General features: G+C 55.7%; 16 protein-coding genes. 12 read left to right on the forward strand and 4 right to left on the reverse strand.

What is annotated here, in order from left to right; genetic code table 11:
* The gene (locus L2731_RS07940; RefSeq protein WP_249252591.1) at nucleotides 1–684 is read right to left on the reverse strand and encodes an MliC family protein; all 684 of its coding nucleotides are present in this window, start codon (nucleotides 682–684) and stop codon (nucleotides 1–3) included.
* A 346-nt stretch (nucleotides 685–1,030) separates the two neighbouring features.
* Here L2731_RS07940 and yegS point away from each other — a divergent pair, with 346 nt between their 5' ends.
* From yegS to L2731_RS07965, 5 genes are all read left to right on the forward strand, one after another.
* A complete protein-coding gene (yegS, locus tag L2731_RS07945; protein ID WP_249252592.1) occupies nucleotides 1,031–1,954 on the forward strand; it encodes a lipid kinase YegS in 924 nt (307 codons plus the stop codon).
* Nucleotides 1,954–2,877, forward strand: coding sequence for a dTDP-4-dehydrorhamnose reductase family protein (locus L2731_RS07950; protein ID WP_249252593.1), 924 nt, complete (start codon nucleotides 1,954–1,956; stop codon nucleotides 2,875–2,877). Before yegS ends, L2731_RS07950 begins: the two co-directional genes overlap by 1 nt.
* Nucleotides 2,878–2,946: 69 nt before the next feature.
* Nucleotides 2,947–4,134 (forward strand): sensor histidine kinase, encoded by a 1,188-nt coding sequence (locus tag L2731_RS07955; protein ID WP_249252708.1) that lies wholly within the window; start codon nucleotides 2,947–2,949, stop codon nucleotides 4,132–4,134.
* Nucleotides 4,131–4,667, forward strand: a complete 537-nt coding sequence (locus L2731_RS07960) for a response regulator transcription factor (RefSeq protein WP_239849471.1) — start codon at nucleotides 4,131–4,133, stop codon at nucleotides 4,665–4,667. The genes L2731_RS07955 and L2731_RS07960 overlap by 4 nt, the downstream gene beginning before the upstream one ends.
* A gap of 200 nt (nucleotides 4,668–4,867) precedes the next feature.
* Nucleotides 4,868–5,848, forward strand: coding sequence for a sensor domain-containing diguanylate cyclase (locus tag L2731_RS07965; protein WP_249252596.1), 981 nt, complete (start codon nucleotides 4,868–4,870; stop codon nucleotides 5,846–5,848).
* A 74-nt stretch (nucleotides 5,849–5,922) separates the two neighbouring features.
* Here the strand turns inward: L2731_RS07965 and L2731_RS07970 are convergent, their stop codons facing one another.
* Nucleotides 5,923–7,980 (reverse strand): TonB-dependent receptor, encoded by a 2,058-nt coding sequence (locus tag L2731_RS07970; protein WP_249252598.1) that lies wholly within the window; start codon nucleotides 7,978–7,980, stop codon nucleotides 5,923–5,925.
* A gap of 512 nt (nucleotides 7,981–8,492) precedes the next feature.
* Here L2731_RS07970 and L2731_RS07975 point away from each other — a divergent pair.
* The gene (locus L2731_RS07975) at nucleotides 8,493–8,648 is read left to right on the forward strand and encodes a hypothetical protein (protein WP_160290145.1); all 156 of its coding nucleotides are present in this window, start codon (nucleotides 8,493–8,495) and stop codon (nucleotides 8,646–8,648) included.
* 166 nt (nucleotides 8,649–8,814) lie between these two features.
* Complete coding sequence (locus L2731_RS07980; protein ID WP_249252600.1) at nucleotides 8,815–9,189, forward strand: GFA family protein; 375 nt, start codon at nucleotides 8,815–8,817, stop codon at nucleotides 9,187–9,189.
* A gap of 116 nt (nucleotides 9,190–9,305) precedes the next feature.
* On the opposite strand, the gene L2731_RS07985 is transcribed toward L2731_RS07980, so the two are convergent.
* A complete protein-coding gene (locus L2731_RS07985) occupies nucleotides 9,306–9,515 on the reverse strand; it encodes a TOBE domain-containing protein (RefSeq protein ID WP_041509909.1) in 210 nt (69 codons plus the stop codon).
* Between the two features lie 87 nt (nucleotides 9,516–9,602).
* Entirely contained in the window at nucleotides 9,603–10,499 is an 897-nt protein-coding gene (locus L2731_RS07990; protein WP_249252601.1) for a DMT family transporter, read from the reverse strand.
* Between the two features lie 189 nt (nucleotides 10,500–10,688).
* Here L2731_RS07990 and L2731_RS07995 point away from each other — a divergent pair, with 189 nt between their 5' ends.
* From L2731_RS07995 to L2731_RS08015, 5 genes are all read left to right on the forward strand, one after another.
* Entirely contained in the window at nucleotides 10,689–11,189 is a 501-nt protein-coding gene (locus tag L2731_RS07995) for a MarR family winged helix-turn-helix transcriptional regulator (RefSeq protein WP_249252602.1), read from the forward strand.
* 403 nt (nucleotides 11,190–11,592) lie between these two features.
* Nucleotides 11,593–12,771 (forward strand): copper-containing nitrite reductase, encoded by a 1,179-nt coding sequence (gene nirK, locus L2731_RS08000; protein ID WP_239849477.1) that lies wholly within the window; start codon nucleotides 11,593–11,595, stop codon nucleotides 12,769–12,771.
* Between the two features lie 64 nt (nucleotides 12,772–12,835).
* On the forward strand, nucleotides 12,836–13,696 hold the full coding sequence (locus L2731_RS08005) for a hypothetical protein (protein WP_249252603.1): 861 nt from the start codon (nucleotides 12,836–12,838) through the stop codon (nucleotides 13,694–13,696).
* 17 nt (nucleotides 13,697–13,713) lie between these two features.
* The gene (locus L2731_RS08010; RefSeq protein ID WP_249252604.1) at nucleotides 13,714–14,352 is read left to right on the forward strand and encodes an SCO family protein; all 639 of its coding nucleotides are present in this window, start codon (nucleotides 13,714–13,716) and stop codon (nucleotides 14,350–14,352) included.
* A 20-nt stretch (nucleotides 14,353–14,372) separates the two neighbouring features.
* Nucleotides 14,373–14,825, forward strand: a complete 453-nt coding sequence (locus L2731_RS08015) for a copper chaperone PCu(A)C (protein WP_239849480.1) — start codon at nucleotides 14,373–14,375, stop codon at nucleotides 14,823–14,825.
* Nucleotides 14,826–14,908: the final 83 nt, after the last annotated feature.

Below are 14,908 nucleotides of genomic sequence, written 5' to 3' on the forward strand. Positions count from 1 at the left end.
TCAGTCGGCGAGGGTGCAGATCATAGGGTCGGCGCCATAGCCCCAGGTGATGCGCGCCTCGCCGTGGTGTTCCCACAGTGATTCGTTGCGTCCCTGATAGCGGCTGCCGCTGGCGCTAGGCTGGCTGACCATGAGCGAGACGCTATCGCCAAATTCGGCGATGAGGGTTGCAGGCTCGGTGGCGAAATAGCTGACCATCACCTGTTTGGCTTTGATACCGTCGCATTGGTAGCTGACCTCGGCAGTGGGGGCGATAAGACGATATCTGGCTTGCAGCTCGGCGATACGCATCTGGTAGTTGTCGCGCACGCACTGTGTTTTATCTTCACTCTTCCAGCACTCGTTACGCCCCTTTATCCAGCCGCGTTGTTCGGCTTTCAACATGGGGGGATGCTCGTTAACGGCCTTGGTGCTGGCAGCTTGGAACACCTTGGCCATCTGTTGGTCAAGCGCGGCCAGATCGGCGTCATGGCAGATCAGGGTCTCTATGCTGGAGAGTTTGTCGCCGTTACAGTCGAAGCTGGGCTGGTTGGCCATGTGATTTTCTGGCTTGTTGGGCGCCTGATTCTCGGTTTGCGCTGCAGAGGGCGCTTTTGAAGAAGACTCGCTATTGGCTTGCATGGCCTGCTGGCTGCAGGCTGGCAGCAGTATGCTGGCAATGGCGAGTATGGCTAATTTTTTCATGGTTAAGCTCCAAGCTTGGGCCAGATATCCTTGATAACACATGAGCATATCCTGTTGTGCCGGGCGCGGCAAATCCACGGCGCCTGTTTATCCCCCAGCCTTAATATTTGTTTATCTACAAGTGTTTGGCGCGAGTCGAGGGCTGTGACGCATGCTTGCACGCTGTGAGCTTTGAACAATCCAGGGCAGGGCGCGTTTAGAGAGGTCAGCAGGCCACAACAGAGCTTAGATATGAAATGAGAGATGAAACTCGCTTCATGGGGCACAAAGGTGTGAGTCCAGTTTAGCCGATACTGTCTTGCTGCTATGATGAGTTGAGCAGGTGGCCCCAGGCAGGAGATTAGCAATGAAACTTCGCATCATACTCAATGGTAAGAAGGCCGGTGACGAGGTGCTTCGCCAGGCGATCGACAGGGTGCGGGCCGATCACGAGATTCAGGTGCGCGTGACCTTTGAAACCGGGGATGTGGCCCGGCTGGTGGATGAGGCTATCGCCGAGGGCTGTCAGCGCCTCGTCGCGGCGGGTGGTGACGGCACGGTGAATGAGTTGGTGGACGCCCTGATGCGGCATACCAGCGACGAACGCTGCGAGCTGGCACTCTTGCCTATGGGGACGGCCAACGACTTTGCTACCGCGGCCAGGGTGCCCGACGACTTCGAGGAAGCGCTGCGTCTGGCGGCCCAGGGAGAGGCCTATGGCGTCGATGTGATTCGGGCCAATGACAGGTATGTGGTGAATATCGCCAGCGGCGGTTTCGGCGCCCAGGTCACGGCCAACACGCCGGTGGCGCTGAAACACTTTCTCGGTGGCGGTGCCTATACCCTGTCCGGGCTGGTGCAGGCGCTTAACTTCAAGCCCTATGACGGCGAATTTACCATACATGGCGAGGCCAGTACCCAGCAGCTGCTGGTGGGCGCCGTGTGTAACGGACGTCAGGCCGGTGGTGGTCAGGTGTTGGCGCCGGATGCCTATATCAACGATGGCCTGATGGATCTGGTGGCCCTGCATCACTTTCCCATCGAGGCACTGGCCCAGGTGATCGCCGAGCTGCAGTCGCCCAAGGCCGATAATGAGTATGTGAAGTATCATCGCGACACCCAGGCCAGCTGGCGCTCCACCCCGCCTATGCCCATTAATCTCGATGGCGAGCCCATCGCCGAGTCTCGGGTGGAGTTCGAGCTTCAGGCTGGCGCGATCGCCATGGTGCTGCCCAAGGATTGCCCCATGCTACAGCCGGGCAGCGAGCCGATTAACAGAGAAACCCATTAATGTTGAAGATAATGATAACCGGGGCCACCGGCCTGCTGGGGCGCGCTTTAGTTGAGCAATTTGCAAAAGAGCCTGTGACGCTGCTGGCCTGCGGCTATTCGCGCGCCGGAGCCGATATGCATAGACTGGATCTGACCGATGCACGGGCGGTGAGCCAGTTTATCGAGACCCACAAACCCGAGGTGATTCTACACTGCGCGGCAGAGCGGCGACCGGATGTGTCCGAGCGCGACCCCGAGGCGGCAAAGGCGCTCAACCTGGCCGCCACCCGGCAGCTTGCCCAGGCGGCGAAGGCCAATGGCGCCTGGCTTTGTTACATCTCCACAGATTATGTGTTCGATGGCACCTCACCCGATTATGACGAAGAGAACCAGACGCATCCGCTCAATTTCTATGGCGAGACCAAGCGTGAGGGGGAGCTGGCACTGATTGAGGTGTCCAGTGAGTTCGCCGTGCTACGTCTGCCAATCCTCTATGGTCGGGTCGAGTCGCTGGATGAGTCGGCGGTGTTGGTGATGCTCAAACAGCTGGTGAATCAGGCGCCTACCCAGCAGGATGATTGGGCGGTGCGCAGCCCCACCTCGACACTGGATATCGCCAACGCTTTGGTTAAGTTGGTGGCGCGCCAACAACAGGCGGGCGATGTGGCGGGCATCTATCATTTCACCGGCGAAGAGCGCATGACCAAGTACCAGATGCTGCTTAAGATGGCCGAGATAATGGGGCTGAGCAGCCAGCACGTCTCGCCTCAGTCGAGCCCGAGCGACCTGGCCAAGCGACCCAAGGATTGCAGCCTGAGTATGGCGCGCCTCAAATCTTTGGCAATAAAGAGTGAAATCGACTTCGAACAGGGCGTAAAATACAGCCTGTCCCGCTCGGGTGACGCCCTGGCGAAGATAGGATTAGTCTTTGATCTCAAATAGGAAAGCAATGTGACGACTCTGAGTTATGGCCGCTACCGGGCCGCCGACCAACTGGCCTTGCTGCGCATCATGGCCTTGATGCTGAAACTCTGTCTCACCTTCCTGTTTGCCGACACCTTCGGCCTGTCGCTTCACAGCCCGGCGCTGAACCTCACCCTGATCCTCGAGGCCTTCTATTTAAGCTTCACCTTCTGGCTGAGAAAGCCCCTGCTCAGTAGCGACTCGGGGCTGTTTATCGCCCTGGTGCTCGATACACTGCTGTGGATCTCCTGGCTCTATTTCTCCGGCGGCGCCACCAACGCCTTCATCTCCCTGCTATTGCTGCCGATAGCCATCGCCGCCGTGCTGCTGCCCTTCTGGGCGCCCTGGTCATTGGCCCTGCTGTCAAATCTGGCCTACAGCCTGATGCTGTTTTCTATGCCTGAGAGCGCCATGAGTCATCACGGCATGGATATGCAGTCTCACTACCTGGGGATGTGGGTCAATTTCATCATCTCATCCCTGGTGTTGACCACGAGTGTGGCCCTGCTGGCCAAACGCATGCGGCGTCAGGATGCTCAGCTTGCCTTTATGCGTGAGGCGCAGCTGCGTCAGGAGAAGCTGATCGCCCTGGGCACCGCCTCGGCGCAGATGGCTCACCGGCTGGCGACCCCACTGGCTAGCATGAGGTTGCTGGTGGATGAGTTGCAGGAGGAGGCCGATGGTAATGGGCCTGCGCTGCAGGAGATGCAATCGGCACTGACGGTTTGCGAGTCCACCCTGACGGCGCTGCGCAGCGCCACCGAATCGATCCGCGAGGGGGCGCAGCGGCTGGAATCCGCCGAGCAACTGCTGAGCGGTTTGAGTGAGCAGGTCAATCTGCTGATGCCGGCGGTGAAACTGTCGTTGGAGCCAGATGATGGCCTCGACAGGCTGCAGTTGCGAGTCGATGCCAGCCTGCAGCCCGCCTTACTGGCGCTTATCGAGAATGGTGCCAGGGCCAGCCAGGAGGCGACAGGCGAGCAGAAGGTAAGCTTCTCCGCCCAGCGTCAGGGGAATGAGCTGGTGCTTGGGGTACGCGACTTCGGCCCGGGTATTCCGGCGTCTTTGGTGCAGCAGCTCGGGCATCAGATAATCGAGGAGCCCAAGGGGATGGGGGTTGCCCTCTTGCTTAGTCATGCGAGCCTGGAGCGTCTCGGCGGGCGATTAATCCTCGGCAGTCATGTGGATGGTGGCGCCGTGGCCCAGGTCTACCTGCCGATACAGGGGGCTGCATGAAGCGCTTATTGATCATCGAAGATGAGCCGAGCTTTGCCGGGATCCTGGCGCGGCGCATGAGCAAGCACGGCTATGAGTGCGCGTTGGCGCACGATGCTACTCAGGCGCTACTCAAGGCCCGTCAGTTTAAACCCAGCCATATTCTGCTGGACATGAAGCTGGCCGATGACAATGGCCTGGCGCTCATTCCCCCGCTCAAGGGCGCCGTGCCCCAGGCCGTGCTGGTGCTGTTGACCGGCTATGCCAGCATAGCCACCGCCGTCGAGGCGATGCGCCTTGGCGCCGACAACTACCTGACCAAGCCAGCCGATACCGCCACCCTGCTTAAGGTGCTGGACGATAAGGCGCCCAAGGCGATCGCTCCCGAGGTGGATGAGGCGCCCCTGAGCCCCAAGCGGGTGGAGTGGGAACATCTACAGCAGGTGCTGACCGCCAACAAGGGCAATGTGTCGGCGACGGCGCGGCAACTCGGGATGCATAGACGAACCCTGCAACGTAAGTTACTCAAGAAGCCGCAGGATATCAGTCAATAACCAGATTGGATCATTGCCCTACCGAGTCTTTCGTCCCATAATTTGATAAAAGATGTATTTTTTATGTTTATTATTGGGGTTTGAATTGCTCTCCGTTGGCCTCTATGCTCTAAGACATGGCTAGTTCACAGGCAGGTGCGCTTGACCTTAGGTTGAGACGCTAGGAAGGCGATTTCGTTATCCTCAAGAAAGGAAAGACGATGTCGACAGATTCTTTGTACAGCAGTGAGCGCTTTCTTCTCGATAATCCTATCGATCTCATCTCACTCGATAAATGGCAGAAAACCGTCAACCTGCTGGCCCAGGTGTTTAACGCACCGGCGAGTTTTCTGGTGCAATATACCCCCAAGGGATTTCAGGTAACCATCGCCAGTAAACAGGTCAGCAATCCCTACCCGCCCGGAGTGGTTATCGCACCCGATACCAATATCTTCTGTCGGCGCATCGTCGAGACCCGTTCGGATCTCTATGTGCCCAACGCCAAGATAGATCCCTGCTGGGAAACCAACCCCGAGGTGCAGAAAGATGGCTTCTCCTCCTATCTCGGGGTGCCGGTGTTTTGGCCCGATGGTAGCTGTTTCGGCACCTTCTGCGTGATGGATCGCGACAAGACAGATTACCAGGCCAGCTATTTCGAGCTGATCCACCAACTTAAGGAGATCATCGAGGCGGATCTTGCCCTGCTGGATATCTATGGTGAACTCAAGCAACTGGCCCACCTAGATGACCTGTGTCATATCAATAATCGTCGTGGATTTAAGGGGCTCGCCAGGCAGCGTATGAAGCTTGCCCAGCGAAACGAGAGCCGCTTGGCCCTGCTCTATATCGACGTCGACGACTTCAAAGGGATCAACGATGGCCACGGCCATTCGGTGGGCGACGAGGTGCTCAAGCTGCTGGCGGGGATCATCAAGCAGAGCGTCAGAGGGTCAGATGTGGTGGGGCGCATAGGCGGTGACGAGTTTGTGGTGCTGCTCATGTGTCAGAGCGATGAGGATGTGATTGGCACCGAGACGCGCATCATGCAGGGGCTGGATAATGCCATGCTCGACAGCCATCTGCCCGAGGTGACTGTGACCATAGGCCATAAGATAGTGGATCAGGATGTCCGCCTGGATGTCCTGTTGGCTCAGGCCGATGAGGATATGTTTAGGCGTAAGCGCGATAAACAGGCCCTGTAGATAAAAAAGCCCCGAGCGTGCAGGGTGCTCGGGGACGGGAGCGCAGTGGAGGGTTCCCAAAAACGAGTTAACTTTTAGAAGCGATACTCCCCGGTGAGCCAGGCGCTTTGGCCTGTGCCCGGCATGCGTTGTCCTGGCGTTAGGTCGGCACTGAACACACGGTTGTAGCCGCCGAGATGATCTTCATAGTCGGTATCGAACAGGTTGTTGACCCCAGCTTTAACCAGCCAGTTTTGTCTGTCATAGGCCAGTACTAGGTTGACCAGGCCGTAGCCTGCGCTGGTTTGCTCGGCCTGGCTGTGTGAGACCTTGTCCTGAGCCGCCACCATGACCCCTTCGATGCGGGCCGACCAGTTACCCTCTGTGAAGTTGAGACCCAGATTTACCCGTGGCGGCGCTATGCGGTAGAGGTTGTCATCGATGTCGCGGCGCTCGCCGCTGACATAGCTGGCCAGGAGATCCAGCTGCCACTGGTCTGTGATCTCATAGCTGGCGTTAATATCCATCCCTAGTAGCTGGGCATCGACATTGGCAAATTCCATCGGATCTTGGCTGCCCATCATGTTGGCGGCCATGATCACCGCAGGATCGGTCGATTTCACCCCCTGGATATAGTCGTCGATGCGATGCAGGAAAAATCGTGGGCTGATGCTTAGTCCCTGACGGTTGAAGTCGGCGCCCAGTTCCAGCTGATAGGCGGTTTCCAGGTCGAGATCCATCTTGCCCACATAGGTGCGACCGTCGGCGAGTCCACCGGTGGACTCCATCGGGATCCACAGGTATCTCTGCTGGTAGCTGGCACTGTCTTGTTTGCGGGCCAGTCCCAGTATCCAGGTTAACTCCTCATTGACGCGGTAACGGCCGTTGATCACCAGATCCACCCCAGTTTGAGCCTGAGCGCGATCGGCCTGGTTATATCTGTCCATCAACACCTTGATGGCGGGCATGGCGCCAGCCATCGAGTGGCTGACCTCGTCGGCATCGGTGCGGTAGTGCTTCACCCTGGCGCCGAGCTGCCAATGCCACTGGTCGATCTCCTGTTGCCATTGGGCGAAGGCGCTATAGGTGTCGTCCTGCACCTTGTTGAAGTTGTCGACCCTGAACATGGGCTTGGTGGGCTCTGTGATCACCGAGTTGTGTTCGCTGAGCTGGCTGTCGAGGCCAAATAGCCAGGCGTCTCTGCCCAGGGTCAGCGCCATATCATAGCTCTTGCTCTCGGCGTTGTTGTAACGGGCGTTGGCACTCTCGGGCTTCTGGCGTTCGCTGAAGTTATCCATGCCGTGTCTGGCATCGCTATAGGCGAGATGCCAGTCGAGCTCCCAGGTGTTGAGCCTGTGCTCGCCTTCCACTTTTACCCTGTCGGTGCGGATGAAGTCGATATCCATCGGCAGCACCGGGGTGCCCGCCTCTGTGGTTTCCAGGTGTTGATAGCCGATGGCGATTGACTCATCCTCTAGCCCCTTGTCGCTGAGATTAAAGCGATATTGGCCACCGACGATCTGCTTGTCGTAGCCGCTGGGGGAGATGCGAAGATCGTTACCGGACTTCATATCTTCATCCCCATGCATGAGATCGCCATAGACCAGCAGGGCGTGCTCTTTACCACCGACATTGACTTTGGCCCCAAGGTGGCTCTGGCCGCCATTGCCCTGATACTGGGCGGCGACACGTCCTTGGGTGTCGTTAAAGCTGGCCTGGGATTCGATCACCTTGATGCTGCCGCCCACTGTGTTAGTGCCGGCCGAGACGGGGGCTATGCCGCGGTGCATCTCGATGCGTTCGCTGTTGATCAGGCTGGCATAACTCAGCGGCGTGTCCATGGCGTTGGGGCCAGCACCGGCGAGGGAGACGCCATTGACCTGAGTATTGACCCTGTCGCCGAAAAGGCCGCGATATTGTGCTATGCCGGTCAGTGGACCGTTACCGTTGACGGCCGTGCCCGGCAGTTGGGTCAGCAAGCCGCTGATGTCGCTGACGGGCGCCTGGGCTTCGGACGTCACAGAGGTATAGTTACCCTGGTGGGCACCATGGACTTCGATGATCTCGAAAGCGGCTTCTTGAGCCTGGGCAAGGGGAAGTGTCAGCAAGGCAGTGCCGATTGAGAGCGTAAGGAAAGAGAGACGCAGCGCCATAATATTTGAGTTCTTAGGTTATTAGGTGGCGGCATTTTGGCAGCCCGGTTTAGGCGTGACAAAGACAAACTCAGATAGTGCGACAAGGTGTCGCACCCGCTGCGCCCCCAGGGGATTGGCATCTAAGATTCAGGATTTCGGCGCCATCAGACAGAGATTCAAACAAGTGTTTGCTTTTTTAATCAGTGTGTAAGAAGTGATTTTTATGGTCTGAAGATTAATTATTTTAAGGATAAATCTGGCTTGGTTTATTGTTTTTGTAAGATTGAATATAAAATTCACTTTATAAAACTCAATTTAATTAAACACTTACTTGGTTTGTAATTTCCTTTGCCATGTTTCTTGGTTTATTTGTATGACCAATAAAATTCATTGACATCAATAGTTTTCAGTCTTTTAATCAAATTCAGGTGTTTGATAAATTAAACGCGGCGGGCGTTTTGTTGTGCTCTCAAATGCTTAATTAGGGTCGGGTGATTTACCGGCGAGCTAAGATAAATTGGGTATTGATTATGGAACATGAAACAAACACAGCGCGTAGCGTAACCGAGACTGACTCTGATCACGGCGCCATGACACGTCGACAATGGCTGCAGGAGATGCTGGCGGGTAACGAGACAGATCTTAAAGATGAAGAGCCAGATTGTTATGTCCTGGGATATAACTAACGGCTAACAGTAACCGACATTCGCTCGCTATCGCTTGATGAGCTCGTCTTGATAGAGTTCGCCTTGGTATAGCGAGGCCTGATAGAGAGCGCTCATAGAGAGCGCCTTGATATGAGAGGGTTAACCTCATAGGTCAGGCATGGCTCAAAAATAAGGAAGTTTTAGCATGCAACTCTCTTGTCATTGTGGGCAGGTAAAGCTGACCCTAGCGACACCACCGGACACTTTAACCTCTTGCAACTGCTCCATCTGTAGTCGTTACGCCGCCCTGTGGGGCTATTTCGATCCTAAGGAGGTCAGCCTTAACGAGCAGGCTACGTCCGGCCAGGAGGAGAGTGCGTCTGTGGGGTATAGCCATGGGGATAAGTATCTGGTCTTCTACCACTGCAAGCGTTGTGGCTGCGTGACCCATACGCTGACGACGGACAAGGTAAGCGAGCCCAGGATAGCACTGAATTTCAGGATGGCGCCACAGGCGCTGCGCGAGAACATTCAGATCCGCCACTTCGATGGTGCCGATACCTGGCAGTATCTGGATTAAAATCGCCTAGATTAAAAGCACCTAGATTAAAGCGCCTCGATTTTATTGGTTAAACTAAGCTGTGTCGGCATAGGGCATCTTTCAGCCCTATGCCTAAATCAATCTCGAAAGAGTGATTAGTCGACGGCGATCATCACATTGCTTGCCTTGATGATGGCATAGGCTTCGCCGCCCACCACCAGGCCTAACTCTTGGCATGATCTCTTGGTGACCACAGAGGTGATCTCAACGCCTGGGGCCAATTCGATCACTACTTCGTTGTTTACCGAGCCTTCCTCAATTGCCTTGATCTTACCTGTGAGGTTATTGCGTGCGCTAATTTTCATACTGATTTATCTTCCTGTTAAATAATGAAAAACCATGGTAACCCTTAGTGTAAATTGGGGATACTCAGATATAGATATTTGTGAAGCCTATTGGGGTTTAGCCTGAGCTACACGCCTGCGCTCGCCGATCAGACCGATGACCTGTGGCATCAGGGAGGCGGTTATCATGGCCAGCATCAGCAGGTACTGATGGGGCGTGAAGGATTCGCCCAGCAGCACCATGCCCGAGACGATACCCGCCACTGGGTTTGCGATGCCACCAAAGGTAAAGTCCACCACGCTCATGCGCTGCAACAGCCAGACATACATGATATAGCCCAGTACGGTATTGAGCAGGATGATCCAGCCGATGCCGACAAGGTTGTTCGGGCTGAGCTGGCTAAGCGCGTTGCCATAGCCTTGGGGCGCCAGCCAGGCATGCACGCTTGCAGCCATGCTCAGCAGCACGCCGCCGATGATCAGCTGCCAGGTCAATACCGTCCACCAATGCATGCGATCCCCAAGGGCCTTAGTGATGCCACTACCGACTATGATGCAGCTGATGGCCGCCAACATGGCGAGCAGACCTATGGGGTTGAGGCTGATGGAGTTGGGGTTAAACAGTAGCCAGGCCAGGGCGATCAGCACCAGGCCGAAGAAACCCTGGGTCAGGCCGGGGCGCCGCCCATGAAACAGCCACTGGTAGAGCATGGCAAATACCGGCACAGAGATCATACCGACGCCCGAGATGGCCGAGGGCAGGGTGAGTGCCATGACGAAGATCAGGCTAAAGAAGGCGGCGATATTGATAAAGCCGAGTCGAAACAACAGGCTCCACTCCTGACGCTTGGGCAGGCTGGGTTTGATTGCCAGCAGGATAAGGCCAGCCGGCAGTGCCCGTAAGGCACCAAGCAACAGGGGAGGCCAGTCCGGCAGCGTATATTGGGTCACCGCATAGGTGGTGCCCCAGAAGAAGGCGGGGATCATGGCAAGGAGGACATTCATTTTTATCTCAACAAAAAGTATCTTTATGTAAAGATATTAGTCTGCGCCTTTTGTTTCTGCTTGTAAAGTACCTCAGGATTAATTATCTTTACCTGAAGATAAATTGCGATGGTAGCACTGTCACCTAACTATCCTGAGCGCGGGATAAGTAAGTCGTAATCATTAACCCCAATTGTTCCCGGAGAGCAGATGAACTCAGATCACCTCGATGGCGTCGATCGCCTCACAGCCCAGTGGGCCAAGGAGAAGCCGCACCTCGATACCCTGCCTATGGCGATTCTCGGCCGTCTGATGCGTATCTATAAACATCTGGAGGCAGAGGTAAGCGCCTGCCACAAGCAGTTTGGTATCAGTATGGGGGAGTTCGATGTGTTGGCGACCCTACGCCGCTCGGGAGAGCCCTATCGCCTGACACCGTCGGATCTGCTCGCGGCCATGATGCTCACCTCGGGGGCCATGACCAATCGCGTCGACGGACTGGAGAAGAAGGGGCTGGTGTTACGCAGCCATAGTCAGGAAGACAGGCGTAGCGTCAGTGTCGGGCTGACGGCGGCCGGGCTCGCGCTGATCGACGAGGCTATCCTGGCCCATGTGGCGGTGCAGCAGGCCCTAACCAGCCGCCTGTCGCTCGATGAGAAACAGCAAGTTAATGCGCTATTTAAACATTGGTTGCAGGCATTTGAGTCTTAAGTTTGCCCTTCATCTGTCGGTGGACAGCCGCTGCTGACTGCCGACTTTTTCATCGCTTCTTCCCATTTCTTCTGTAAATAAAAGTATACGCTTGGTCTAGGCTGGTGGGACTCGCTTGGTCACTTTGACAGCCTGATACTTGCTTTCTATTGTCCTTTTAACTCGCTTACCGCCTGGGTTAGCGAGCATTTTCACCTCAATTCATGCCCGTTTTTTCGCCGACATTTAGCCGCCTTTCTTGGCTAATTTAGCCAAATTGAAATTTCTTGAGCGACTTGACCAAAGTCAATTTCAATCCGCGCCAAAGGAATAATCTTAGCGCAACAAGGTAATAACACCTTCATCACAGTGGCTCTGGCAGTTTGAACCCCTTTGGTGAAATGCGCTAACAACGGAGTATTTTATGAAAAAGCAATCTTCTACCCCTGCAGTCAATGTCGATCAGCAACGTCGTAGCTTCTTAAGTGGTTCAGTCGGTTTGGGCATAGTGGGTGCGGGTATGGCGGCAGGCCTGGTTTCTGGCAGTGCCTCGGCCACCACACAGACTAAGTCGGACCGCATGGCTAACTACAAGGCGGATCAGCTGGAACGCGTGACTCAAGAGTTAGTGCCACCACCTATGGTGCCTAAGCATGATCAGGTCGCCAAGGGTAAGCCCAAGGTGGTACAGGTGAAACTGGTGGTAGAAGAGAAGCAGATAGAGCTGGAAAATGGCACCAAGGCCTGGGTCTGCGCCTTCAATGGCAGCGTGCCTGGTCCGCTCATCGTCTGCCATCAACATGACTTTGTCGAGTTGACACTGGTTAACCCTGCCAGCAATGCCCTGGCCCACAACATCGACCTGCATGCAGCCACAGGTGCGCTGGGCGGCGGCGAATTGACCCTGGTTTCTCCAGGTCAGGAGGTTACCTTCCGCTTCAAGGCGACCAAGGCGGGTACCTTCGTCTATCACTGTGCGCCGGGCGGGGTGATGATCCCTTGGCACGTGGCCATGGGTATGCATGGTGCCATCATGGTATTGCCTCGTGAGGGGCTAACAGACGCCGCCGGCAAGCCAATCAAATATGACAAGGCCTACTATATTGGTGAAGCCGACTTCTATGTGCCTAAGGATGCCAAGGGTAAATACAAGGCCTATGACACTGTGATGGGCAGCATGAATGACGTGCTGGAAGTGATGAAGACGCTTACCCCTTCTCATGTAGTGTTTAACGGTGGTGTGGGTGCCCTGACAGGCAAGAATGCCATGACCGCCAAGGTGGGTGAGTCTGTACTCTTCATTCACTCACAGGCCAACCGAGACACCCGTCCTCACATCATCGGCGGACACGGCGACTATGTCTGGCCGGCCGGTTCCTTCACCGATGCGCCGCAGACCAACCTGGAAACCTGGATGGTCGCCGGTGGTAGCGCCTGTGCCGCACTGTATAACTTCCGTCAGCCTGGCCTCTATGCCTATGTGAACCACAACCTGATCGAGGCGATCATGAAAGGGGCTGCCGCCCACATTAAGGTCGACGGTGAGTGGGATGACAACCTGATGGTGCAGATCAAGAAGCCATCTAGCATAGCCACGGCCTAAGGCCACAAGGCTCGAGTCTAGGTTAGGCTCGAGCCACCTATCATCACGACTTGGGGAGGTGCAGATGCAAAGGTTACTCCTGATGGGATTGCTGATGATGCTGGGACTCGTCTCTATGAGTCCACGCGCAGAGGCCGCCGAGGTGGATTATGGCCTGGAGGCCAGCGTGTATCTCTGGTACGCCAGTCTGGATATGGGCCAAGCAGACAAGCGTCTTGCGCCACAGAGCGATCTGGTCGATCACGCCGAATATGCCGGTAGCCAACCCGGCAACGGCGCCCATCATCTGATGTCTATTAACCTCATCAGCCGCAGCCAAGATGGTATAGAGGTAGAGGTGGAGACAGAGTTTCAGCTCACTTCTCCTAATCTCTCTGCCAACCCCGCTACTGACGAGGGCGAGACAGAGGTGCGGGGCCAATATGTGGTGCAGCGCCTGAGCCTAGATAGCCAGGGCCTGGTGCGCAGCAGCGTCACCCTGGTCAACGAGTATGATGATTTTACCTCTCGCTACCGCCCTGCGGCAGAGATAAACCTGGTTCGCGCCGCGCTATACCGCTGGACCGAGTCGCTCGACAGGCTGGATGACGTGGCTCTGCTCGGTCTGTTAGCTAAGGATGCAAGCTTTACCGGCCCCGAAGATGTTAGCCAGACCCCGAGTCAGTATCTCGCCTATCTGCACAGCCTTAATCACAGTAACAGTCGCCGGGTGATCAAGAATTACAGTCTCACGCCAGAGGATGGGCAATATCGTCTGAGCTTCGAGTATCAGTGGACCGCCACCAATAGCGACGGCGACGTGGAACTGGCGAGGGTCGGCGTCACTATGTTGCTGGTCGCCACGCCCGAGGGGGCCAAGGTAGTGCTATACCGCGCAGAGTATCTGCCGCCGGTAACAGATCTCGGCGCCGAGGTGCGTTGTTGACAGAGAAGGAATTAATCATGACACGAGTTATTCAAGGTAAGTTTCATCTGGCCCTGAGCCTCTGCCTGTTGCTCATCGGCAGCCTGGTTAGCGGCACTAGCATGGCGAACATGCCTATCCTCAAGGGGATTGGCGGCGACTTTAGCCTGCGCAGCAGCAAGGGGGGTGAGGTACGCCTGTCGGACTTTAGCGACAAGGTGGTGATGATGTTTTTCGGTTACACCAACTGCGCCGACATCTGCCCCACCACCATGGCGCATATCAGTCAGCTGATGAATCAACTCCCGAGCGAGAGCCGCGAGCGTATTCAAGTGCTCTTCATCAGCATCGACAGCGACTATGATACGCCCAAGCATTTGAATAAATACCTCAGCTATTTCGACCCCAGCTTTATTGGCCTGGTCGACGAGCGGGAGAAGATAGATGAAGTGGCCGCGCTCTTTAAGGCCGACTACACCAAGCTGGCCGAAGAGAAGGTGACGACAGAGTATAAGAAGCTGAGTCTGGAAGATAGCAAGGCGCCTAAGCGTCAGGGTTATCTCTATTCCCACACCGCCAAGATCTTCGTGCTCGACGGTAAACAGCGGGTACGTGGCTTCTTCTACACAGGTACCCCCATAGATGAGATGCGTCAGCAGATAGAGAGTCTGCTCTAATCATGAAAGAAGGAAATTATATGAAAGCTCGATTCTGTTTGTTTGTTTTGCTTTGTAGTTGGATTGGTGCCGCTCAGGCCAGCGAGTTGATGGTACACGACGCCTGGATCCGCGGCATGCCGCCCACTTCTCGGGTCGTGCCTGTCTACCTGTCGTTGCATAACCCCAGCGACAAACCACTGGTGCTGAAGGCCATCAGCAGCCCTAGAGGCATCGTCGAGCTTCACCAGACCCTGATGGAGAATGAGGTGATGCGTATGCAGGGCGTTGAGGCGATTCAGATCCCACCCCATGGCATGGTGAAATTGGCGCCCGGTGGCTACCACGGCATGATGTCAGACTTTAAGGCCGGGGTGCCTGCGCTCGGCGAAGAGGTGGCGCTTACGCTGACCTTGGCCGATGGTGAGATCCTGTCTGTGGTGGCAAAAGTGACGGCCAAGGGAGAGGCTCACGACCATAGCATGCATCACTAAAAATGCCTTCACGCGCTTTTTGATTTGATTCATCTTTAATACCTGTTCATTATGATCTAGATCACGACTTGCCAGCAGGTTGT

Origin of the sequence: Shewanella aquimarina (assembly GCF_023349185.1) — a bacterium.
Taxonomy (GTDB): Bacteria; Pseudomonadota; Gammaproteobacteria; order Enterobacterales; family Shewanellaceae; genus Shewanella; species Shewanella aquimarina.

Excerpts from the sequence above, each read along its gene's own strand:
- L2731_RS07940 (WP_249252591.1), bottom strand. The coding sequence starts at position 684 with ATGAAAAAATTAGCCATACTCGCCATTGCCAGCATACTGCTGCCAGCC.
- yegS (WP_249252592.1), top strand. The coding sequence starts at position 1,031 with ATGAAACTTCGCATCATACTCAATGGTAAGAAGGCCGGTGACGAGGTG.
- L2731_RS07950 (WP_249252593.1), top strand. The coding sequence starts at position 1,954 with ATGTTGAAGATAATGATAACCGGGGCCACCGGCCTGCTGGGGCGCGCT.
- L2731_RS07955 (WP_249252708.1), top strand. The coding sequence starts at position 2,947 with ATGGCCTTGATGCTGAAACTCTGTCTCACCTTCCTGTTTGCCGACACC.
- L2731_RS07960 (WP_239849471.1), top strand. The coding sequence starts at position 4,131 with ATGAAGCGCTTATTGATCATCGAAGATGAGCCGAGCTTTGCCGGGATC.
- L2731_RS07965 (WP_249252596.1), top strand. The coding sequence starts at position 4,868 with ATGTCGACAGATTCTTTGTACAGCAGTGAGCGCTTTCTTCTCGATAAT.
- L2731_RS07970 (WP_249252598.1), bottom strand. The coding sequence starts at position 7,980 with ATGGCGCTGCGTCTCTCTTTCCTTACGCTCTCAATCGGCACTGCCTTG.
- L2731_RS07975 (WP_160290145.1), top strand. The coding sequence starts at position 8,493 with ATGGAACATGAAACAAACACAGCGCGTAGCGTAACCGAGACTGACTCT.
- L2731_RS07980 (WP_249252600.1), top strand. The coding sequence starts at position 8,815 with ATGCAACTCTCTTGTCATTGTGGGCAGGTAAAGCTGACCCTAGCGACA.
- L2731_RS07985 (WP_041509909.1), bottom strand. The coding sequence starts at position 9,515 with ATGAAAATTAGCGCACGCAATAACCTCACAGGTAAGATCAAGGCAATT.
- L2731_RS07990 (WP_249252601.1), bottom strand. The coding sequence starts at position 10,499 with ATGAATGTCCTCCTTGCCATGATCCCCGCCTTCTTCTGGGGCACCACC.
- L2731_RS07995 (WP_249252602.1), top strand. The coding sequence starts at position 10,689 with ATGAACTCAGATCACCTCGATGGCGTCGATCGCCTCACAGCCCAGTGG.
- nirK (WP_239849477.1), top strand. The coding sequence starts at position 11,593 with ATGAAAAAGCAATCTTCTACCCCTGCAGTCAATGTCGATCAGCAACGT.
- L2731_RS08005 (WP_249252603.1), top strand. The coding sequence starts at position 12,836 with ATGCAAAGGTTACTCCTGATGGGATTGCTGATGATGCTGGGACTCGTC.
- L2731_RS08010 (WP_249252604.1), top strand. The coding sequence starts at position 13,714 with ATGACACGAGTTATTCAAGGTAAGTTTCATCTGGCCCTGAGCCTCTGC.
- L2731_RS08015 (WP_239849480.1), top strand. The coding sequence starts at position 14,373 with ATGAAAGCTCGATTCTGTTTGTTTGTTTTGCTTTGTAGTTGGATTGGT.